Source organism: Acinetobacter sp. A2 (assembly GCF_012371325.1).
Lineage (GTDB): Bacteria > Pseudomonadota > Gammaproteobacteria > Pseudomonadales > Moraxellaceae > Acinetobacter.
Genome location: NZ_JAAZQX010000011.1, coordinates 1 through 18,713 on the forward strand (window position 1 = coordinate 1; position 18,713 = coordinate 18,713).

The 18,713-nt window shown below is 39.9% G+C and carries 21 protein-coding genes; 6 read left to right on the forward strand and 15 right to left on the reverse strand.

Annotated features, from left to right (window positions below; translation table 11 throughout):
* Positions 1-403: 403 nt before the first annotated feature.
* The 4 genes from HHA43_RS05740 to ftsY form a co-directional block, all read right to left on the reverse strand.
* On the reverse strand, positions 404-1,066 hold the full coding sequence (locus tag HHA43_RS05740) for a DUF2057 domain-containing protein (protein ID WP_168460345.1): 663 nt from the start codon (positions 1,064-1,066) through the stop codon (positions 404-406).
* Positions 1,067-1,279: 213 nt separating this feature from the next.
* Positions 1,280-1,873 (reverse strand): nitroreductase family protein, encoded by a 594-nt coding sequence (locus HHA43_RS05745; RefSeq protein ID WP_168542034.1) that lies wholly within the window; start codon positions 1,871-1,873, stop codon positions 1,280-1,282.
* Between the two features lie 260 nt (positions 1,874-2,133).
* On the reverse strand, positions 2,134-2,820 hold the full coding sequence (locus HHA43_RS05750) for a nitroreductase family protein (protein WP_168542036.1): 687 nt from the start codon (positions 2,818-2,820) through the stop codon (positions 2,134-2,136).
* 211 nt (positions 2,821-3,031) lie between these two features.
* On the reverse strand, positions 3,032-4,138 hold the full coding sequence (gene ftsY / locus HHA43_RS05755) for a signal recognition particle-docking protein FtsY (protein WP_168542038.1): 1,107 nt from the start codon (positions 4,136-4,138) through the stop codon (positions 3,032-3,034).
* A 227-nt stretch (positions 4,139-4,365) separates the two neighbouring features.
* On the opposite strand from ftsY, the gene HHA43_RS05760 reads away from it, so the two are divergent.
* Positions 4,366-5,676, forward strand: coding sequence for a M16 family metallopeptidase (locus tag HHA43_RS05760; protein WP_228284158.1), 1,311 nt, complete (start codon positions 4,366-4,368; stop codon positions 5,674-5,676).
* A 12-nt stretch (positions 5,677-5,688) separates the two neighbouring features.
* Positions 5,689-7,224 carry a M16 family metallopeptidase gene (locus HHA43_RS05765; RefSeq protein ID WP_228284159.1) on the forward strand — a complete coding sequence of 512 codons (1,536 nt, stop codon included), beginning with the start codon at positions 5,689-5,691 and terminating at the stop codon, positions 7,222-7,224.
* Positions 7,225-7,286: 62 nt separating this feature from the next.
* On the opposite strand, the gene HHA43_RS05770 is transcribed toward HHA43_RS05765, so the two are convergent.
* Both HHA43_RS05770 and HHA43_RS05775 read right to left on the reverse strand, forming a co-directional pair.
* Positions 7,287-7,604 (reverse strand): hypothetical protein, encoded by a 318-nt coding sequence (locus HHA43_RS05770; protein WP_168419070.1) that lies wholly within the window; start codon positions 7,602-7,604, stop codon positions 7,287-7,289.
* A gap of 121 nt (positions 7,605-7,725) precedes the next feature.
* Positions 7,726-8,085 (reverse strand): hypothetical protein, encoded by a 360-nt coding sequence (locus HHA43_RS05775; RefSeq protein ID WP_168419069.1) that lies wholly within the window; start codon positions 8,083-8,085, stop codon positions 7,726-7,728.
* A gap of 218 nt (positions 8,086-8,303) precedes the next feature.
* On the opposite strand from HHA43_RS05775, the gene HHA43_RS05780 reads away from it, so the two are divergent.
* The 3 genes from HHA43_RS05780 to HHA43_RS05790 all read left to right on the forward strand — a co-directional run bounded on the left by HHA43_RS05780 (position 8,304) and on the right by HHA43_RS05790 (position 9,614).
* A complete protein-coding gene (locus HHA43_RS05780; protein WP_168419068.1) occupies positions 8,304-8,537 on the forward strand; it encodes a hypothetical protein in 234 nt (77 codons plus the stop codon).
* A 149-nt stretch (positions 8,538-8,686) separates the two neighbouring features.
* Positions 8,687-9,061: a DUF2750 domain-containing protein gene (locus HHA43_RS05785; RefSeq protein ID WP_168419067.1), complete on the forward strand. Its 375-nt coding sequence runs from the start codon at positions 8,687-8,689 to the stop codon at positions 9,059-9,061.
* Positions 9,062-9,179: 118 nt separating this feature from the next.
* Entirely contained in the window at positions 9,180-9,614 is a 435-nt protein-coding gene (locus HHA43_RS05790; RefSeq protein ID WP_168419066.1) for a CBS domain-containing protein, read from the forward strand.
* 78 nt (positions 9,615-9,692) lie between these two features.
* Here the strand turns inward: HHA43_RS05790 and trpB are convergent, their stop codons facing one another.
* From trpB to HHA43_RS05835, 9 genes are all read right to left on the reverse strand, one after another.
* Positions 9,693-10,901, reverse strand: a complete 1,209-nt coding sequence (gene trpB, locus HHA43_RS05795; protein WP_168419065.1) for a tryptophan synthase subunit beta — start codon at positions 10,899-10,901, stop codon at positions 9,693-9,695.
* Between the two features lie 105 nt (positions 10,902-11,006).
* Positions 11,007-12,194 (reverse strand): vWA domain-containing protein, encoded by a 1,188-nt coding sequence (locus HHA43_RS05800; protein WP_168419064.1) that lies wholly within the window; start codon positions 12,192-12,194, stop codon positions 11,007-11,009.
* Between the two features lie 13 nt (positions 12,195-12,207).
* On the reverse strand, positions 12,208-13,059 hold the full coding sequence (locus tag HHA43_RS05805; RefSeq protein ID WP_168419063.1) for an AAA family ATPase: 852 nt from the start codon (positions 13,057-13,059) through the stop codon (positions 12,208-12,210).
* A 22-nt stretch (positions 13,060-13,081) separates the two neighbouring features.
* Positions 13,082-13,465, reverse strand: a complete 384-nt coding sequence (locus HHA43_RS05810; protein ID WP_168460337.1) for a hypothetical protein — start codon at positions 13,463-13,465, stop codon at positions 13,082-13,084.
* Between the two features lie 21 nt (positions 13,466-13,486).
* Positions 13,487-13,783 (reverse strand): YcgL domain-containing protein, encoded by a 297-nt coding sequence (locus tag HHA43_RS05815; protein WP_168419061.1) that lies wholly within the window; start codon positions 13,781-13,783, stop codon positions 13,487-13,489.
* Between the two features lie 152 nt (positions 13,784-13,935).
* Positions 13,936-15,078: a ribonuclease D gene (locus HHA43_RS05820; RefSeq protein ID WP_168542042.1), complete on the reverse strand. Its 1,143-nt coding sequence runs from the start codon at positions 15,076-15,078 to the stop codon at positions 13,936-13,938.
* Between the two features lie 224 nt (positions 15,079-15,302).
* Entirely contained in the window at positions 15,303-15,899 is a 597-nt protein-coding gene (gene recR, locus HHA43_RS05825; protein WP_019837914.1) for a recombination mediator RecR, read from the reverse strand.
* A 10-nt stretch (positions 15,900-15,909) separates the two neighbouring features.
* On the reverse strand, positions 15,910-16,239 hold the full coding sequence (locus HHA43_RS05830) for a YbaB/EbfC family nucleoid-associated protein (RefSeq protein ID WP_004976621.1): 330 nt from the start codon (positions 16,237-16,239) through the stop codon (positions 15,910-15,912).
* 29 nt (positions 16,240-16,268) lie between these two features.
* Positions 16,269-17,456: an O-succinylhomoserine sulfhydrylase gene (locus HHA43_RS05835; RefSeq protein WP_168525502.1), complete on the reverse strand. Its 1,188-nt coding sequence runs from the start codon at positions 17,454-17,456 to the stop codon at positions 16,269-16,271.
* Positions 17,457-17,606: 150 nt separating this feature from the next.
* Here HHA43_RS05835 and HHA43_RS05840 point away from each other — a divergent pair, with 150 nt between their 5' ends.
* Positions 17,607-18,701: an alpha/beta fold hydrolase gene (locus HHA43_RS05840; RefSeq protein WP_168525500.1), complete on the forward strand. Its 1,095-nt coding sequence runs from the start codon at positions 17,607-17,609 to the stop codon at positions 18,699-18,701.
* Positions 18,702-18,713 lie beyond the last annotated feature (12 nt).

The following is an 18,713-nucleotide window of genomic DNA, read 5'->3' on the forward strand; positions in this document are numbered from 1 at the left end:
ATCAATTTTCTGACTTAAATTTCGCTCAAATAAACTTCGAGTAATTTAAACCAATCAATCAATGATAATATTTCGATCAATCAATCAGTAAAAATCCACACAAGTTGTTCTTCATAATCTCTTAATGATCTTGCTGTTATTTCGTCAATAACAGCCCAACTCAAACAACGTTGCGTTGGTGTGCTGCGTATTCTATACAGTTTTCAAATAGACGCAATATGTTTTTTAGGTTTTTTTGAAAAAAAGTATCACTCGCCTAAACTTTAGGCGTATTTAATAGTTTTATCATGTATTTCTTCTTTTAGGTTAAATTTTTATGTGATTTGAATTGGTTTTTCAAATAAATTCTTTTTAGCCCATAGTAGAAAACAACCAGTTCTGTTGAACTGGTTGTAAATTTAAATTAGTTTGCCTGTTCTGCAAGCCACGACATAAATTTTTGTCGCTCAGCCTTATTGGCCTGCTGCCAAATTTGTATAAGTTGCTGTTCTTTGCCTTGTGGCTTCTGTGCAGTCTTAACTGAAGGTGTGTTTTCTGTAGCTAAGACAGCGGCAGTTGTATAAACAGCCGCAGGTTGATTGGCCGGTGCTTGCGTATGATCAGTTGCATCTACGGTTTTGCCAAACAAACTACCACTTAACCACGAACCTGTGCTTGCTTTAGCACCCGTTTGTTGAACCAATAATTGATTTTTTTGATTATATAAGCCCACAGTCGGTTGATCTTTAAATTCTTTAGCTGCTTCAAAGTCTTTTGGTGGATTCACTAAAACGAGTCGATAGTTCTCACCATCTTGCAACACTGGTGTTTTAAGCTGAATCACACCCGATTTTAAAATATCGTGTGCGCCATTATGATGTTCAAAATATTGCTGATAACGCAAGTTAATTGTATTTTCGCCTGCATTCACTTTCACTTGCTGCGCAGAACGGAATAAGCCTGCTCGTACTTCCTGATCATTCACAGCCAGCAATTTAATTTCTTCAGGAACAGAAATAGTGACTGCTGAAAATACTGAACTGCAAGCCATTAATGCTAGACCCGCCACACCAAGTTTTAACGTCATTTTTCACTCGATATCATTTATGAAAGTTTGATTGCACTATGCAATGTATAAATGACAGTTTTATGACAGCAAGTAATCCCTGTAATTTTCATGTAAATGTGACTTTTAAATCCCCCCCTTACATTCCATTCATATTTTTGACAATGCTTAAAAATAAAAAAGTAGGATGAATGATCACCCTACTTTTACTTATGGATTGAAAAGGCTTAAAGCTTAGTTAAAAGTTTTAAAACGCTCTGCATCATCCATAAATGTTTTTTCGCCTGCAGGTGCTTCAATTGAACCGAATACCAATTGGCCACGTAGCTTCCAATTCGCAGGAATTTCAAAAGTTTGTGCCACTTCTTCATCTACAATTGGGTTGTAGTGCTGTAATGATGCACCTACATTGATTTCAGCTAATGCAGTCCATACTGCAACTTGAGCAATACCAGTTGAATGTTCTGACCAAACTGGGAAGTTATCTGCATAAAGTGGGAACTGCTCTTGCAAGGCTTTTACAACATTTTGATCTTCGTAGAACAATGCTGTACCAAAACCTGCAGCAAAGCTGTTAATTTTTGCTTCGGTATTTGCAAAAGCTTCTGCAGGAACCATTTTGCGTAAAGTTTCTAAAACAATATTCCAGAACTGAGTATGTGATGCACCGTATAAAGTCACTACACGTGAAGACTGTGAGTTAAATGCTGATGGACTCAAACGAACCGCTTGCTTGATTGTGTTTTCAATCGTTGCTTGATCTACAGGAACATTTTTTCCAATAGCGTAGATTGAACGGCGTTTTTCTAATTGATTTAAAAATGACATTTTTTATTCCTCTTAAGAATTTTGGTAGCAACTCACTGATACAGCAATATTAAGCAGTTTATTTAGCATAAACATTACAAAAAATACGACAGTGTGTTTTATGTATAGAACGATTATAGTTTTATAAAGTTACCAAATACCTGCTGATTACCCCAAAATAGTTTGCACTACTTTAGTAAATCAAGCTCCTATAGAACACACTGACCATCACTATAAAAGAAATTTATTTCAATTTAAATCAATATGATAAACAAATGAGTTTAAGCATAAATTTTGAATTGATTTTGATAATGTGCATGACTACGTTCAGGCACTTGTTCTTCAATTGAGCCAAAAACAAGTTGTGAACGCAGCAACCAAGTATCAGGAATATCAAAATGAGCAGCCACAGCAAGATCTATGTTCGGGTTATAGTGTTGTAGTGATGCGCCAATACCTGAGTCAGCTAAAGCCGTCCACACTGCAAACTGCGCCATGCCTGAAGTTTGCTCAGACCAAATTGGAAACTCTGCTGCATTAAAGGGTACTTTCTTTTGTAACTGACGAATCACTTGCTGATCTTCATAAAACAGTACCGTACCAAAAGCAGCAGCACATTGTTCAATTTTCATTTTCGTACCTGCAAAAATCTGTTCGGGTACCAATTGACGCTGTACGTCCTGCACAATGCTCCAAAATTTTTGATGTGATTCAGAAAATAAGATCACCACACGTGTACTTTGTGAATGATGTGCAGATGGACAACTACGCACCGCTTCCTGAATTAACTCAGTCATATAGGTTTGACTATAATGAATACGTTTTCCTAAAGCATAAATACTACGGCGTTTTTTTAATTGATCAATGAAAGTTAGCTCAAGGCCATCCTGAATTAGTTTTTTCTTGAGTTTAAAATCTTTGGTGATATCTGCTGTAAGCACATGACCAATTTTATTTAGCAATGTCATTTTAACTTCCCCAAAAAATCAATTAAAACAAGCGAATATTTTTTCTTATTCTATATAGACTCCTGTGGATTTATTCACATTCGTATTTTTTAGATGTTGCTTTTTACAACACTTAAACCCGCTAAAAACAACAAACTCCGCATTTTGCGGAGTTTATGTGAAACACATAGCATTTTATACTATGTGTTCAAAAATCTTGTTTCTAAGATTCTTATTTCTCGGTTTCAAAAAGTGCTGCTACAAATGATTTTGCTGAGAATGGACGCAAGTCATCAATTTTTTCACCTACACCAATAAAACGAATAGGCACATGCGTACGACTTGCAATGTTAAATAACACACCGCCTTTTGCTGTACCATCTAGCTTAGTAATGGTAATTCCTGTCAAGCCTACTGCTTCATCAAACATTTCAACTTGGTTAATGGCATTTTGACCTGTGCCTGCATCAACCACCAACATCACTTCATGTGGTGCTGTTGCATCAATTTTTTGCATCACACGTTTTACTTTGGTCAATTCTTGCATCAAGTTGCTTTTATTGTGCAAACGACCTGCGGTATCTGCAATCAGTACATCAATACCTTTAGCTCGTGCGCTCTCAAAAGCATCAAAAATAACTGAAGCACTGTCTGCACCGTGACCCTGTGCAACTACAGCAACATCGTTACGTTCGCCCCAAATTTGTAATTGCTCAGTCGCTGCTGCACGGAAAGTATCACCTGCCGCCAGCATAACTTTTTTACCTTCACCTTGTAGGCGTTTTGCCAGTTTACCAATGGTTGTCGTTTTACCTACACCATTTACACCCACGACTAAAATTACATACGGTGTTTTATTCGGGTCAATATGTAATGGTTTTACGCGTGGCGCAAGCAAAGCCACCAATTCTTCTTGTAGTGCTTTATATAAAGAATGTGAATAAATCAGATCGCCACGCGCAGTACGTTCAGTCAAATTGGCAATAATCGTTTTGGTCGCATCTACACCAATATCTGCAACCAGAAGCTGTTCTTCAACTTCTTCCAATAACTCGTCATCAATTTCTTTACCGCCAATCAGAATATTGACCATACCATCGGCAAAGTTTTTACGGGTTTTGGTCAGACCTTCTTTCATACGACTGAAAAAACCACCTTTTGCTGGCGTTTCAGTCATAGCAGAGTCATCTGCAGCGACAGGTTCAGAAACTTCTGCTTGTACAGGTGTTGTTTCAACAATCGGAACATTTACCGCAGGTAAGTTTGGTAACGTGACATCATCATCTCCGATATCAGCATCAATCAAAAATTTATTTTGCCCATTAGATTGCTGTTGCATGCCGAATCCTTGTAAAGCATTGCGTTAAAAAATCGGATTCTATCATAAACCAAACGCTTTTACTTTGCATTGCAATCACATAGCCACATACAAAATTGCAGCAAGCAGGCCTTGCCTTTGCGCTTTAATTTCTGAAAGATAGGGTTACAACTGTTGCTAAACTTGCTGCCATGTTCCGATTGCCTATTAAGTCTGTTTGTCTTTTGCTCTTCAGTGCAGCACTTTCAATGAGTCACGCAGATACGCCTATTCAAACCAGACAGCCAAGCTTTGAAACCACGCTGAGTAATGGCTTAAAAGTGATTATTCGTGAAGATCACCGTGCACCGATGGTAATGACACAAATTTGGTACAAGGTTGGTAGTAGTGATGAGTCTGGCAACCTTTTGGGCATTTCACATGTTTTAGAACACATGATGTTTAAAGGTACAGCCAAAGTCCCGAATGATGAATTCACCCGTTTAAGTCGTATTTATGGTGGTAGTGTCAATGCATCTACTTTCACAAATTACACCCAATATTATCAACTCTATCCCAAAGCCTATTTTCCTTTAGCCCTAGAACTTGAAGCGGATAGAATGAGTAACCTATTACTACGTCAGCAAGATTTTGAACCTGAAATTAGAGTGGTAATGGAAGAACGACGCCAACGTACCGATGATAATCCTCGAGCCATGGCATTTGAACGCTTTAAATGGATTGCTTATCTGACCAGTCATTATCGCCAACCGATTATTGGACACATGAAAAATCTGCAAAATATTCAATTGCAGGATTTAAAGGACTGGTACAAAAAATGGTATCGCCCCAATAATGCAATTTTAGTAATTGTGGGTGATGTGGAAACCCAAGCCGCCTTGTTGCAAGTGCAAAAATACTTTGGCGATATTGATGCCGCTCCTCTTCCACCACGTAATGATGTTTTAGAGTTTGAGCAGTTGGGTTATCGTCACATGGAGCTGAATAGCTCCGTACAAGTACCTAACTTATATATGGCTTGGAATGTCGGCTCTTTAGCTACAGTCAAAAAACCTCAAGATGCCTATGCGCTTAGCATTATTAAACAACTATTGGATGGTGGCATTACTTCACGTTTAGAACAGCGCTTAGTGCGGGAACATAAAGTCTTAACCTCAGTCAGCATCAGTTACGACCCATACCAACGTGGCGATAGTTTATTTAGTATTTCTGCGTTACCCGCAGCAGGCATTGAGTTAAATGAGGCGCAAGCAGCTATTCAGCAAGAAATTGAGTTGCTCAAACAAGAACTTGTACAGCAAAAAGAAATTGAACGAGTGATCACTAAGTTTATTGCCAATTGGGTTTATAGTCAGGATGATCTTGCAGGACAGGCTCGCATGATTGGCAACTTAGAAGTGAATGGTTTAAACCATAAATTAATGGATGCACTACCACAACAATTTCAGGCAATTACCGCAGAAGACCTGCAACGGGTTGCTAGGCATTACTTGATTAAAGACAACCTGAGCACGCTATATTTACTACCTAAAAATAGCACCACAAACGCTAATCCTTAAACGGTCATATTCATGAAAAATCGTGTATTTCATTCTTTTATTTTCACCTTAGGACTTAGCGTGCCATTTGCCACATTCGCGATGGAAATAGATGTTGCCACAACTGCGCCACATGAGTTTTCAGAAACCAGTTTGGTTGCACCTTTACAATCACAAAATCTATTGCACAGCTTAAATGCGGTGAATGAATTACCAAATGCCCACGCACCACAGGTACACGATTTTAGAACTCGAAAACAAGCACGTAGCCTATTTGTAGAAAATACTGCATTACCAATGGTAGATATTCAATTGACCTTTAATGCGGGTTCCGCACGAGATGGCGAAGTTGAATCTGGGCTGTATGGGCTTGCCAATATGGCAGCGCAACTTATAGATGAAGGTACGCCACGATATACTGCACAAGAGGTTGCAAGCACTTTTGAAAACGTTGGTGCTCGGTTTAGTGCAACAGCATATCGGGATATGCTTGTGGTGCGTCTAAGAACGCTGTCTGACCCAGATAAAATGCACCTTGCCGTTGAAATGATGCTCGCGCTGTTAAAACACGCAACCTTTGAACCCTCAAATATTCAGCGTGTTGTATCCAATACTCAAATTGGTCAAAAACAACTTCGAGAAAACCCAAGCCGTTTAATGAATATTCGTCTGTATCGTGCAATTTATGCTAAACATCCCTACGCTGAACCGATTACAGGAACCAATGGCAGCATTAAACGGATTCAACCCCAACATTTACAGAAATTTAGAGATCAGTTTTTAGTTGCGCAGAATATGAATATTGCCATTACAGGCAAATTAAATTTAAAAGAAGCAGAAAAATTGGCGAATCGTATCAGCTTACATATAGCACAAGGTGAAGCCGCCGCCGCACTGCCCCTACCCGTAGCTGCAAGCACATTTAACATTCAGCATATTCCATACCGCTCACAACAAGCGCATGTCAGTATCGCACAGCTAGCGACCACTCGTGATGACCCTGATTATTTAGCTTTGGAAATTGCCAATCGAATGTTAGGCAGTGGCGGTTTCAACTCAATTTTAATGAAAGAATTACGGGTAAAACGTGGTCTAACGTATGCTGTCAGTAGTTCGTTTCGTTTTACTCAAGCGACTGGATTATTTAGCATAGGCTATGCTACGCGTCAAGATCAGTTGCTTGAAAGCATTCAAGTAGCGCATCAAGCACTGATTAATTTTGTACAACAACCGATAGATGCTAAACAACTGCAAGAAACCAAGGCGGGTTTAATCCGCGCTTTTCCGAATCAATACAGCAGCAATGCCAATATTAATGCGCAACTTGGGCATATTGGTTTTTATCAGTTACCTGCTAATTACTTAGGTGATTATGCGCAGCAAGTGGCAAATATTAGTGCTGAAGATGTGCACCGTGCGCTGCAAAAGCATATACACCCAGACCGTTTAACCTTGATCATTGTCAGTGAGCACTTAGACAAAACAACATTGGAAAAAATGCTACAACAAAACCTTTTGCCCAAAACAGTTCAAGCTAAAAATACAAGTACGCAACCCATGATGAACTAAGCTTTTCAGAATATTAGCTGCAAAACTTTGAATACGAACACATAAGAGTGGACTTGCTGAGTTTACTCTTGTGCCAAAGCAGGCAGTTGTTGAGCACGGTCTTTTTCAACTTGGTGTGCCTGCATCAACTTTAAATAATGCACATAACGAATTTGTGGTTGCTGCAATAAAAGCATCGCCATGTCTTGAGTGTTGGCATATATAGATTGCTGTGCAAGACGCTGCACATTATGAAACTGTTGTACACCAACTGGGCGATAAAGTGCAAAACTCGCCAAAACAAAGATGATGCAGATAATCACTACAATCAGAATGTTATAAATTTGCTCGAGTTTAAGTTGAGAAATAAATTGAATAGTTTTTTGAATTGCGTTGTGCATGACCTACCTCTAATAGCGCTAGTGTAGGCTGCGCTTGTTCGATGCACAAGTTAAACAGCTCAATTTTTACTGTACCATCACGGTAAAAATTGAGCCTGATTTATAATAACGTCACTCTTTACTAACCGATTGTTCCGCGAATCACAGCAAAGTATAAAACCAAAGCAATGATGGCCAGTACAAGGAAAATAGCAAAAATGCTTAGTCCTGCTTCTGCCTCTGCAGGATGTAACTCATCTTCATCTGCTATGCGCAGCAGCTCACCATCATAAGCACGATAAAATGCGATACGGTCTTCCCGATCTAATGTCTTGGCAAAATCTGCGACACGTTTGCGTTGTGCCAAGCAATATTCACCCAAATGCACATCACGCCGAAAAATCGCTTCATCTAATTTTTTACGGTGATGGTGCGCCAAATCCACAATTTGTGTTGCCAGTGGAGGTACATCAAAAGCAAACCCGTCTATCGTATTTGTCATGTTATTCTCCTTTTTTCTGTGCTTACAGCTTTATAGTAATCAAAAAGAAACCTGATCAATGTTTAATCATGTAAACTTGAAATAAGAAAAATAGACCCGATAATTATTTGACAATTCAAACGAATTGTAATATTAGTTTAACATTAAAGCGTTAAATTGATATGAAGCCTAAAAGGTAGGCTTATATAAGTAATCATAATTAGAATAAGGAGTTTAATATGATTCAAGCAATCTCTCATCATGACTTAGAGCATGTTTATGCAAATGCGGTAAACACCATTCATTCACAAATGAACTTCCAAGACGCTGTTAAACAACTGGAAGAGGCTGCACGCGCAGGACATGGTAAAGCAGCAATGTTCTTGGCAGAACTGTATTATCAAGGCTTCCGTGTAGAACGTGATTCACTTAAAGCACAGTATTGGCAAAACATGGCCACCATGCAAGCATAATAAAACGTCACTTAGGTGGCGTTTTTTTTGACCCTATTTTTTTCAATTTATATTTCATACATATTTGTTTACGATTTTACGCAAAGCTTAAACGGTATATTCATCAATTCTTTTTACAATATAGCCAAATTTTACAACACTACTTGATTATGAATCAGATTAGCCAACTTCAGCCCTTACCCAAGGACTTTTTTCTTAAAATTACACTATTAAAATCAATGATGTATTGTGGTGTACTTTGGGGGCTGTATCATCAAGGCTGGGCAATGAGTTCAGATCACGATGATTATATTTTCCCTTTTTGGTTAAATGCGGTTCAAGCCAATAAATATGCAGCAAAACACTGGCCACAATACAGCCCACGCAAAATTTCTGCACAGGATTTTGAAACCTTTTTATTGCCTACGCTCACCCGTTTAAATGTTACCCCTACGCTGTATGGTTCATCGAGTCAAAAGATAAAATTGACCACATCGCAAATGAAACATTTCTTTTTTAATCAGCCCATTTTAAATATTGCTTAAATCTAAACAGGATAGAATTGACGTAAAAATCAACGATTGTGACTCTAAAGTATTTGCAATTTTTACAATTCACGTTACTTTAAAAGTCAAACAATAAACAAAAAACAGGACACATAATATGACCAAGGTAACTCACGTTTTACAAGATAAAGCACATCACGAAATTTACACAATCCACCCAGAAGCAACCGTTTTAGAAGCAATTAGCCTCATGGCAGATAAAGGTATTGGTGCTTTGGTAGTGACCGATCAAAACCAGCATGTGGTTGGCATATTGTCTGAACGTGATTACACCCGTAAAGTCATTTTGATGGAGCGAACCTCTAAAGGCACGACGGTGAGCGAAATTATGACGGCAAAAGTTTTGACTGTAACCAAAAACACCAGTGTTGAAGAATGTCTAAGCCTGATTACTGATCACCACTTACGTCACTTACCTGTTTTGGAAAATGAACAATTAGTGGGGCTAGTTTCAATTGGTGACTTGGTAAAAGCCACTATGGATGATCAACGTAAACTGATTGACCAACTACAACAATATATTGCGAGCTAAGCTTTAGCCTTCTAAAAAATTACCCAAACAAAAACGCCTAAACTTTAAAAGTTTAGGCGTTTTTAATAGGCCAAGTAATTAGTTTAGACCAAGTTTCTCTGCCACATAGTCAGAGTCTTTGTCGCCACGACCTGAAAGATTCACTACAATTTTCACATCTTTCGCCATTTTAGGTGCTTCACGTAATGCCCATGCCACCGCATGTGAACTTTCTAATGCAGGTACAATACCTTCTACTCGTGACAAGGTCATAAAGGCATCAAGACATTCTTGGTCTGTCGCTGTTGAATATTCCACACGGCCAATGTCTTTTAAGAAGCTATGTTGTGGCCCTACACCCGGATAGTCCAAACCAGAGGCAATAGAGTGCACTGGCAATGGCTCACCATGTTCATCTTCAAGTACATAACACGCCATACCGTGAAGCTGGCCTGGTTTACCCAAAGTTAGAGTTGCAGAGTGTTGATCTGTATCTAAACCATGCCCTGCAGGTTCAACACCCACAAGTTTCACTTCTGCATCATTTAAGAAAGCAGTAAATGCACCCACTGCGTTTGAACCACCACCCACACACGCGACGATATAATCTGGGTTTACACCAAAACGCTCTTGGCTTTGTAGTTTAATTTCATCACCAATAATAGATTGGAAATCACGCACCATTTTTGGAAATGGGTGTGGCCCAACCACAGAACCAATCGCATAAATAAAGTTTTTTGGGTCTTTTAAATATTCTTCAAAAGCGCTGTCCACTGCATCTTTTAAAGTGGCTGTGCCGCGGGTTACTGAAATCAGGTTGGCACCTAGAATTTTCATTTTCACCACATTCGGGTGTTCTTTTTCAATATCGACCTGTCCCATGTGAATTTCACACGGAATACCCACCAACGCACATGCCGTCGCCAAGGCTACTCCGTGCTGCCCTGCACCTGTTTCGGCAATGACTTTGGTTTTACCCATATATTTGGCCAGTAATGCCTCGCCCAAACAATGGTTAATTTTATGTGCGCCAGTATGGTTTAAATCTTCACGCTTTAAATAAATTTGCGCACCACCTAACTGTTCAGATAAACGCTTGGCATAGAATAAAGGACTTGGACGACCAACATAGTGAGTAAACAAATCTTTTAATTCATTCTGAAATTCTACCGTTTTACGAATTTCCTCATAAGCAACGTTAATTTCATCCATGGCTTCTTTTAAATGCGGTGGAATAAACTGCCCGCCATATTGCCCGAAAAAACCTTCTTCATTCGGTAATGCGATGCCATTGATTTGATGATCCATATCGATCCCCTCAGATTGAAATTCACGTTGCCTATCGTGTCTGTACTTACTTAGTCTTCGCCTAACAATCACTCAATAGTTGAGTGATATTGACGAAAATGACGCTTAACGCGCCAAATATTTAGTCATATCTTCAATGCCTTTTAAAGTCATTGGATACATATGATGTTCAAAAATTTGTTTAATTAAACCAATAGTATGGGTGTATTGCCAATAACCTTCCTGCTCTGGGTTGAGCCATGCGGTTTTTTCAAAATGCTGACGCAGACGCTGTAACCAAACTTGCCCTGCTTCATCATTCATATACTCCACCGAACCACCAATCGAATTTAACTCGTAAGGTGCCATACTGGCATCACCCACCACAATTACCCGATAGTCGCGTCCATAGGTATTCAATAAATCCCACGTGTTCATACGGGTACTGCTACGACGCAAATTGTCTTTCCAAACATAGTCATATAAGCAGTTATGGAAATAAAAATATTCGAGGGTTTTAAATTCAGTTTTAGCTGCGCTAAACAGTTTTTCACATTGGGCAATGTGAGCATCCATAGAGCCGCCTACATCAAACAGCATCAATACTTTGACACGATTGCGGCGTTCGGGTACCAATTGCACATCTAAAATGCCCTGCTTTGCAGTTTCACGGATGGTGCCATCTATATCTAGCTCTTCCGCTGCACCTTGACGGGCAAACTTGCGTAAACGGCGCAAAGCCAGTTGCATTTGCCGTGTACCTAAAATCTGTTCATCATCCAAATTACGGTATTGACGCTGTTCCCAAACTTTAACTGCAGAGCGCTTACGTCCTGGCCCACCAATACGTACACCTTCAGGATGGTCACCATAAGCCCCAAAAGGTGATGTGCCGCCCGTACCAATCATACGGTTGCCACCCTGATGCTTTTTATGCTGTTCACGCAAGCGCTCTTCTAGCATTTTCATCAGTTCTTCTAATGATCCTGCTTTTTTCAGTTCTTCACGCTGCTCTGGCGTAAGATGCTTTTCAAGCAACTCTAAATCAAACCAGTCTTTGGGTAATTGATGAACTTGGTTCAGCAAATCATCTAGATCAAATGTTGAAATACCATCAAAATAATCTTTCATGGCACGGTCAAATTTGTCAAAGAATCGCTCATCTTTGACCATGACCGTTTTGACTAATTGATAGAACTCGTCCTGATCTGCAAACACCAAACCTGAAGCCACTGCTTGATTTAAGTCAATCAATTCACGTGTGCTCACAGGCACACCGTAACGACGCAAGGTGTAAAACAAGCGCACGAACATGGCGATGTACTCCTTAACGGCGTGACATAAAGGCTAAACGCTCAAGCAATTGCACATCTTGTTCGTTTTTAATGAGCGCACCATATAAAGGAGGAATGGCCTTGCTTTTATCGCTATTACGCAAAATGTCTTCTGGCATATCATCTGCCATAAGCAAGCTGAGCCAGTCAATCAATTCAGAGGTCGATGGTGGCTTCTTAAGACCCGGAACTTGGCGTAGTTTAAAGAATACTTGCAAAGCTTCGGATACCAAAGTGCCTGAAATATTTGGAAAATGCACATCGATAATATCGCGCATCGTAGCTTCATCTGGGAAATCAATATAATGGAAGAAACAACGACGTAAAAAAGCGTCTGGGAGTTCTTTTTCATTATTTGAGGTGATGATTACAATCGGACGTTGTGTTGCAGTAATGGTTTCGCCCGTTTCATAAACGTAAAATGACATTTTATCAAGTTCATGCAACAAGTCGTTTGGAAACTCAATATCTGCCTTGTCAATTTCATCAATCAACAACACACAGCGTTCTTCGCTGGTAAATGCTTCCCACAACTTTCCAGGCTTAATGTAGTTTTTAATATCATAGACGCGGTCATCGCCTAACTGGCTATCACGTAAACGTGACACCGCATCATATTCATATAAACCTTGTTGCGCTTTGGTGGTCGATTTAATGTGCCACGTAATCAGTTTCAAACCCAGACTTTGAGCCACCTGCTCAGCCAATAAGGTTTTACCTGTACCCGGCTCTCCTTTAACCAGCAGAGGTTTTTGCAGCGCACGTGCGGCTTTTACCGCAAGTTTTAAGCTATCAGTCGCAATGTACTGATCTGTACCAGAGAATTGTTGTGTATCAACAGACATGATTTTACCTTAATTTTTTTAGTTACAATGGTGAGGTCTTTTTCTTGGCAGTATAGGTGCTTTGTTTTAAACGGTATTTAGACCAAAAATAACCGATCAATAAGCCAAGACCGATCACAAATAAAATGGCAGATAAATTTGCCCAAACCAATGGCATTTCTTTGGTCAATACACCAAAAAGAAGTCCAAAAATGGCAGGAGCAAGAGCCGCGTTACTACCTTCAGATACAGTTGGCGTTAGTAAAATCGCAAACAGCATAATCCAAGTTATGCCACCCAATGGATTTGGCAAACGCTTGGCAATTGCATACCAGCACCACAAAATTATGGCGCTGCCAAGCAAGTAAACAGCAATCGCAATTGCAGTTTCAGGAATTGATGCCAACGCAGTCATAACACTATTCATTTCTCAACTCCTGAACAAAGGTTATGCACCGCGTAAACCTTCTGGTTCTACGGCATTTGGATTAATTAAACCTTCTGGCGGTACTTGAATAAAGAAACCACGAGTTTGAATTGAATCCATAACGTGTAAAACATTCACACGTGCCAATTTACGGCTTTCAGACAATTGTAAATCCATCACAAAAGTCGCACGACCAAATGCGCTGCGCATTGCTTCGGGTAAGGCATCTAGTGGATTAAACTCTTCAGTTTGCTCTGGACGGGCGATGTACAAATACATCTCATCTTTTTTGCTCGATTTATAAATTGAACAGTGCATAAACAACAAAACTCTAAAAACTCAGGCAAAGGATACAACAAAAAAAACCGAGATACATTAACCATTATTAACGCATTGGTCTAAGTTTGTATGGATGGCCATAGTTAATGACAGATTCACCACCATTAACTAGGGTTTAATTCAGAAAGTCTTTATTCAGCCACTTTCATTTGACCAGACAAATAGCGCTCATCGGCATGCAACACGTCAATTAACGGCTTGGTCAGCAATTCATAACGCCAGCCCAACAAGTAATTTGGTAGGTCTTGTTCATCGTTATGAAATACCACATGCTGATACAAAGCATTCAGCCACTTTTTACGCAACAACACTTCTTTCGGAATTTGAGTTTCCTGAACCGCAGCCTGAATCACCCGATCCATATTATCACTGACATCTTTAGAGGAATGGCGGATTGGACGGGCTAAACGCAGTGGCCATTGAGATTGATCAGGCAGGTATTTGATTAAATCCAAAATAGTTTTACCATGCTCACGCACAATATGCGGACGTAAATCTTTAATTCCACTCAGTTGGAATGAATTACGTGGATTTTTTTCAACTAAATCCAACATACTAGAATTACGCAAAATAAAACTACGTGGCTGATTCAGCGCCTTGACCATTTGTTCACGCCAAACAGCCAATTGCTGCAATTGCATAAGCTGACGACGTGAATGACGGTAATTACCAATATCTTGATACAGCAGCTCAATTGGTGTTTCTTCACCAATTTCCTGAGTTAGATGACGGCAATCTTCCTTCACAAAATCGAGTAAATGCTGCTGTTTTAAATCACTTTGTACTTTGTCTGCCAACTGCATTAAATACAGCACATCATTGGCCGCATAATTCAATTGCTCATCGGATAAGGGACGTGCCAGCCAGTCTGAACGAGTCTGCCCTTTATCAATATCAACATTCAGCATAGTTTTTAAAGCGTTTTGATAGCTGACTTGCAAGCCATGTCCTAAAAATGACATGCCGACCTGCGTATCAAAAACATTATCTAAGTTTTTTTGCTGTGCATAATGATAAATTAAATCAATATCTTCACCGCAGGCATGAAAAATATTTTGCTGCGCCTGAAACAGTTTTTCCCAAAAAGCAGTCAAATTGAGCGAAGTGCCATCTAGTAAATAGACCTGATTATTGACATTAATTTGGAATACACCCAATTTAGGCCAAAGCGTATCGACCTTAATAAACTCGGTATCTAAACCATAGATGCTGTTTTGACTCATTAATGCCAAGACATTTTCAAAATCTTTTTGTTGGTGAATAAATTGGAACATAGCGACCAGATAGACTGCACTCTCTAGAGTTTCATTTTAAACATTAAATAGCGTTTAGCTATAAAAATATAATCGGTATTTTACTTTTTTATCTTATTTTTAAGTCAATACAGATATTTTCTAGATTTTTTTATCGTTTTTTTATCTTAATTTGAGTTTTTACTCTATGTGAATTCAAGCAAATACTTTAAATGATCATTCACATGAAATAAGCACCAAGATGCTTATTTCATTCGCATCCGATTATGCACAGCTTGACTTAGAGTATGACTATCGACATATTCAAGCTCGCCACCTTGCGGTACGCCTTGCGCAATCCGCGTCATCTGCACAGGTAAATGCTTTGTGGCTTCGACCAAATAGTGCGCCGTTGCCTGACCTTCCACAGTTGCATTGGTGGCTAAAATCACTTCGGTAATATTGCCATCACTCAAACGCTGTACCAAGTACGGAATGCCAATTTCATCTGGGCCAATACCATCTAAAGGCGATAAATGCCCACCTAAGACATGGTATTTGCCACGAAAACTACCGCTTTGCTCAATGGCCATCACATCGGCCGGAGATTCCACGACACACAGCAAATGTGCATCCCGATCATGTGAGGCACAAATATTGCAAACTTCATCTTCAGTTAATGAATGGCAAATCGAACATTCGTGAATATAGCTGGTGGCTTCATTCAAAGCATGAGCCAAACCGACTGCACCTTCTCTATTTTTCATAATCAGGTGCAATGCCATGCGTTGAGCCGATTTAGGCCCAACACTTGGCAAAATGCGCAGCGCTTGTACCAGTTGATCAAAACGATCACTAAACATACGCCGTTCCTTAGAATAAACCTGCCAAGCCAGGTGGCAAGCCCATACCAGAGTTTGCAGACTTCATTTTCTCTTCAGAAATTGCTTCAGCCTGACGTGCTGCATCATTCATTGCAGCTGCAATCAAATCTTCAATCATGTCTGCATCGTCTTGCAACAATTCAGGATTAATTTCGATACGTTTCACTACATTACGGCAAGTCATAGTCACTTTCACTAAACCACCACCCGCTTCTGCATGCACTTCAGTTTGCGCAAGTTCTTCTTTGGCTTTTTTAATGTTGTTTTCCACTTCTTTTTGCATGCGCTGAGCTTGCTGCATCAACATATTAATGTTCATAAAAATCTCCGAACAAATGATCTATCGTTTTAAATGAGGTCTAAACCGCGCTCGATGTCGCGAATAATATCATCAATATCTTCCAAGCCAACAGAAACACGAATTAAACCTTCGCTGATGCCTGCTGCTTGTTTGGCTTCTGGACTCATTCGGCCATGCGATGTTGTTGCAGGATGGGTAATAGTCGACTTTACATCACCCAAGTTACTAGTAATCGACAAGAAGCGTGTATTATCAATTACGGTCCAAGCGCCTTCACGCTCACCTTTCACTACAAACGATACAACACCACCAAAACCAGACTGTTGTTTTTTCGCGAGTTCATGCCCTACGTGATGTGGCAGTCCCGCATAATACACTTTTTCCACTTTTGGATGTGCATCTAGCCACTCTGCAAGTTTTTGTGCGCTGGCACAATGCGCTTTCATACGCAGGCTTAATGTTTCCAAGCCTTTTAAGAAAATCCATGCATTAAACGGACTTAATGAATTACCCAAGGTACGAATAACACTGTTGATTTCTTCGACCAACTTGTCTTTACCGACAACCGCACCGCCCAAAGCACGCCCCTGACCATCAATATATTTGGTTGATGAATAAATAATGAGGTCTGCACCAAATTTTAGTGGTTGTTGCAAAACGGGCGTACAGAAAGTGTTATCTACCGCAAATAACGCACCATGTGCATGTGCAATATCGGCAATCGCTTGCAAGTCACCCACCTGAGCCAATGGATTTGATGGTGTTTCAATAAATAACAAACGCGTATTTGGACGAATTGCTTGCTTCCAACTGTCTAAATCTTCTAGATCGACAAATGTGACATCTACACCAAACTTCATCACATATTTTTCAAACAGTGAAATGATAGAGCCAAAGACCGCACGTGAACACACCACATGATCGCCTGCTTTAAGATAAGCCAAGGTCACAGCATGCACTGCCGCCATACCTGAGCTTGTTGCCACAGCACGTTCTGCACCATCCAAAACAGCTAAACGCTTTTCAAAGGCTTGTACGGTTGGGTTGGTATAACGTGAATAGGTATTCCCTTCAATTTCGCCTGAAAACTTGGCGGCTGCATCGGCAGCATTTTCACAGACAAAAGATGACGTCAGAAAAATTGGTTCACTGTGTTCACTTTCAAATGTACGGTTATGCCCTGTACGAATCGCTAAAGTATCTAATTGATATGCAAGGTCGTCTGGTTGACTCATCTTTACTGCTCAGCCCTTAATCTAGTCCTAAGACCTGTTTGTTAATAATTGCCAACATTTTGAGCGCCAAGCGTATTTAAGGTCAAGGTAAAATGTATAAATATCGCTTAGACTTCATTCAAATCGGCGCCTTGTGTGATGGAACACCTCATGAATCAGTTACAACGAAAATTTAATCCGCACCGAAAAAAACTGAAAAACCTCAGTACACGTCTGTTTAAGAGTCGGGATTTGATTCTGTCGCAGTCCACAGCCTATGAAATTGTTGCACGTTATAAACATGCACAGATTCGTTATTACGCCTCGCCCAACAAGCAATACAAAGAACCGCTGGTATTTGTGGCACCGCTTGCCATTACCATGTCCATTTACGATTTATATCCGTATCGCTCACTGGTCAAGCATTTTCAGCATAGTGGTTTTGATGTCTATCTGATTGATTGGGGGCAATTAACCTATCAGCATCGTCATCTAAATTTTATGGCTTTTATAGATGATGCTTTGCCACATTGTATTCAGCATATTTTACAGCATGCACAAACTACACAAATCTCTTTGCATGGCTGGAGTATGGCAGGTGTCTTTGCCATGCTTTACACTGCAAAACACCGACCTGAACATGTTAAAAATTTAATGATTTTGGGCAGCCCTGTGGACAGTTATGCGTCGGGCCGTGTGGGTAAGCTATTTCAAATCACCAATCGTTTGATTTCCAAATACCCGAAACTGCAACATGCATTTTATTCGGGCAACATTCCCAAGCATTTTATTCATACGCCAGGTTTAATTAATGCGATAGGTTTTAAAATTTTAGACCCGAAAGCGTGGTTGGAAAGCAATAAACAGATGCTTTCCAATTTACATGACTTACAGACTTTGCATGAAAATGCCACGCTCGCCAATTTTTTAAACAATATGATTGATTATCCTGGCGGCATTAATCAGGACATGGTGTTAAATGTTTGGCTGCAAAACCCACTTAAACAAGGACATATTCAGCTCAAACAGCACAATATTGACCTAAAAGATATCAATTGCCCGCTTCTGGTTGGTGCAGGTGACAGTGATCAGATTGTCACTGCAGAGGCAGCTCAACCTTTGTGTGAATTGACAAGTAGTACCGATGTCACGTTTACTCTTATTCCTGGCGGGCATTTAGGTTTAATGTCCAGTCAAAAAAGTGCCAATGAATTTTGGCCTAAATTGACCACATGGTTAGAACAACGATCCAGCAAAATCGCATAAAGAGAGCACGAA